We start from the raw sequence: 3093 nt of genomic DNA, 5'->3' as shown, positions 1-3093 counted from the left end.
TGAACTCCGTGCTCTCAGTGTTTTAATGTTCGTTTTCATTCAAACAATCTCATTTGCTGATCATCCTTTTTCTCTTTTCTTTTATATTCAGATTTGGAAAATTCCAGCAGTTCCTTTTCGATTTTGTTCAGGAATGGACTCCTTTTTAATTTATACTCTTTACCCATTAGAAAACGTTTTTTAGCATTTGTCAGAATAAGAAATTTCTTCGCTCGCGTCATTCCCACATAAAGCAGTCGTCTTTCTTCTTCGACATCAGATTTCTGAGATTCAAAAAGCGAGTATGGGAGCAGTCCGTCTTCACAGCCAGCAATGAAAACGCATTGAAATTCCAGACCTTTGGCGGCGTGCAGAGTCATCAAACTTACCTTTTCCAGTTCCGGTTGGAAGGTGTCTATTTCAGTTCCGAGAGCGATATTTTTCAGAAGGTTTGGTAAATCCTGGAAATTAGTAGAGAAATCGATAAATTTCTGTAATTCTTCTTCGTTTTCATTTATAGGAAAATACTTCTCGATAAGAATCTGAATGATTTCAGTAACTGTTTTTTGCGAAATTTCCTGAAGAAAGGTGAGATCTCCAACCTTTAAAGTCTTACTAATTTTTTCCTTTAAAAAAACTTGTTCAGGATTTTGCCCAAATCTCAAAATCTCGATGATTGTCTTAACCGGCTCATTAGCAAAAAGAGATTCGGTCCCAACCATCTGGTATGGAATTTTGTGATCGATGAACGCCTTTTCCAAAGATTTCAGCTGGGCTTTTATCCTGCACAAAACTGCAAAATCGGAAAGACTGCCGATCTCCTCATTTTCCTGACCTTCCGTAACAGCGCTGTCCATCGAGAAAAAACCAAGTCCACCCATCATCTGTTCGATGGTTCGAGCCACGAATTCCGCTTCACTTTTATCCGACGAATTTTCCGTAATTTTAATCTTCACATCTGAAGGAATTCCCTGCAGGAAACTCTCTTCAACAGTTTTACTTGAAATAATTTTATGAGAAGCAGTTAAAATATTCTCCGAACAACGATAACTTTTCTGTAATTTGTAGATTGTAGTTTTTGGAAAATCCTCGATAAACTTCTTAATAAATTTTACATCTGAACCTCTAAATCCGTAAATCGCTTGATTCGGATCTCCGATTACACAAAGATTTGGTTTTTTGTCCGGTGTTAGAAATTTGATCATCTCGTATTGAGCAAAATTGATGTCCTGAAATTCATCGATCAGGATCCATTGAAATTTCTTTTGAGTTTGAGAAAGGATTTCAGGATATTGCTGAAATAGTCTATCCGATTGATATATGAGATCGTCGAGATCGAAAATATTTTGTTCTCTTACAATGTTCTCATAACTTGAAAAAATTTTTTCTAAATTTTTATCGGAAATATCATCTGAAAACTTCAACTCCTGTTTTAGTTTAGCAATCTGATTTGAAATTTTGTTGATCTGATTTTTCTCGACTTGAAAATTCTGCGAGATTATCCTCTTTTTGTCGTTTTCATCGATGATGGAGAAATTCCCTTTTCGCCCGGTTTTTTGAATATTTTGTTTGAGAAGATTGTATCCAAAAGCATGAAAAGTAGAGATCGAAATTTTATCAGCAGTTTTATCATCAAGCAAATTTATAATCCGGTTTTTCATCTCTTCTGCAGCTTTGTTGGTGAAAGTTATCGCTAAAATATTTTCCGGTTTGATCTTCTTTTTTTGGATAAGATTTGCGATCCTGACTGCGATAACACGCGTTTTGCCGGTTCCCGGACCAGCGATGATCATTGCCGAACCGGTAAAGTGTTCAACGGCTTTCTGTTGTTCGGGATTGAGACTTTCCATTAAATCCGATTTGGAAAATGAAATTTCGTTCTGAATTTCTTTTGATTGAGAAGTTTCCTGCTCCAATTTTAGTTTATGAAATTCCTCCAGATCAAAGTTTATCAAATTTCTTTTAGGAGGAATCTGCAGTTCATAAAAATCTCCAAACAGAGAATCCTGCGATTTCAAAGCTTTAATATCGTCATCATGGAAAACTTTAATTATCCCGAACTCTCCATCGAAACCTTCCTGAATGTAAATTTCATTATTCCGCATCCGCTTGATCGCTTCCGCATAAATCTGGTCGAATTCTTTTATTTTTTCGATAGGAAGATCAAGCAGAATATCAAGTTCGGAACCAAGATTTTGTAAAATGTTGAAATAGATTTTACTCACTTTTTTGGAATTAGGTCCGACACCTTCGATTTCTGAAATGATCTCTTTCAAGGGAATGATCGATTGAAATGGGATGATATTCTTTCGATATTCATCACGGTCGGAAAGTTGCACAACTCGATTCATCACTCCGACTGTAACTTTCTTTCCGCAAACCGGACAGATCCTTTCGTTTTTCAGAGTTTCCAGCGGATCCCAGCAAATCCCGCATTTACGATGTCCGTCATAATGATATTTTCCTTCCTGCGGAAAAAGATCGATCGTTCCCAGAAATTCTTTCGGATTCCCGATTTTAAGAGCATTTGTGATAGCATTATAGGAAAGTTCCGTATCGAATCGATTAGCATTACGACCGAGTTTTTCAGGAGAATGAGCATCGGAATTGGAAATGAGGGTGAATTTATCGAGGAAACTGCAGATCCAGTTCATGGGCGGATTGGAGGATAATCCGGTCTCGACTGCGAAAATATTTTCCGTCAAATCCTCGAAACATTCTTCAATCGTGTCAAAACCTGATTTATCTCCCAGAACCGAAAACCAGGGAGTCCAGATATGAGCCGGAACAAAGAAGATATTTTCGGATGCTTTCAGACAGATTTCCAGCAGATTTCTGGAATCAAGCCCTAAAATCGGTCGACCGTCAGAAGTGATATTTCCACCAATTTTAATGAGCGATTGCTGTATTTTCTCAACTGTTTCAAAATCGGGAGAGAATATAACATTGTGAACTTTCCTGACTTTTCCATTCTTTTTGTAAATACTGCTGATCTCAGAAGTGAGGAGGAAACGGACTTCTCTTTCTTTAAAACTTGCCAAATTTTTGAAATTTGGCAAGTTCAACAAATATTCCTTCTTCAATTTAAACAATCCCTGTTCCGCAGATTCGAGT

1 protein-coding gene is annotated in these 3093 nt (G+C 37.1%); it reads right to left on the bottom strand.

The annotated features are described in order from the left end of the window. Window positions 1–35: 35 nt before the first annotated feature. Window positions 36–3093: DNA helicase UvrD (locus tag ENL20_09735; GenBank protein HHE38837.1), on the bottom strand; the 3058-nt coding region annotated here is incomplete at its 5' end.

Source organism: Candidatus Cloacimonadota bacterium (genome assembly GCA_011372345.1).
In the GTDB taxonomy this organism is placed as follows: Bacteria; Cloacimonadota; Cloacimonadia; order Cloacimonadales; family TCS61; genus DRTC01.
This window is presented reverse-complemented; position numbering and strand designations above follow the sequence as displayed.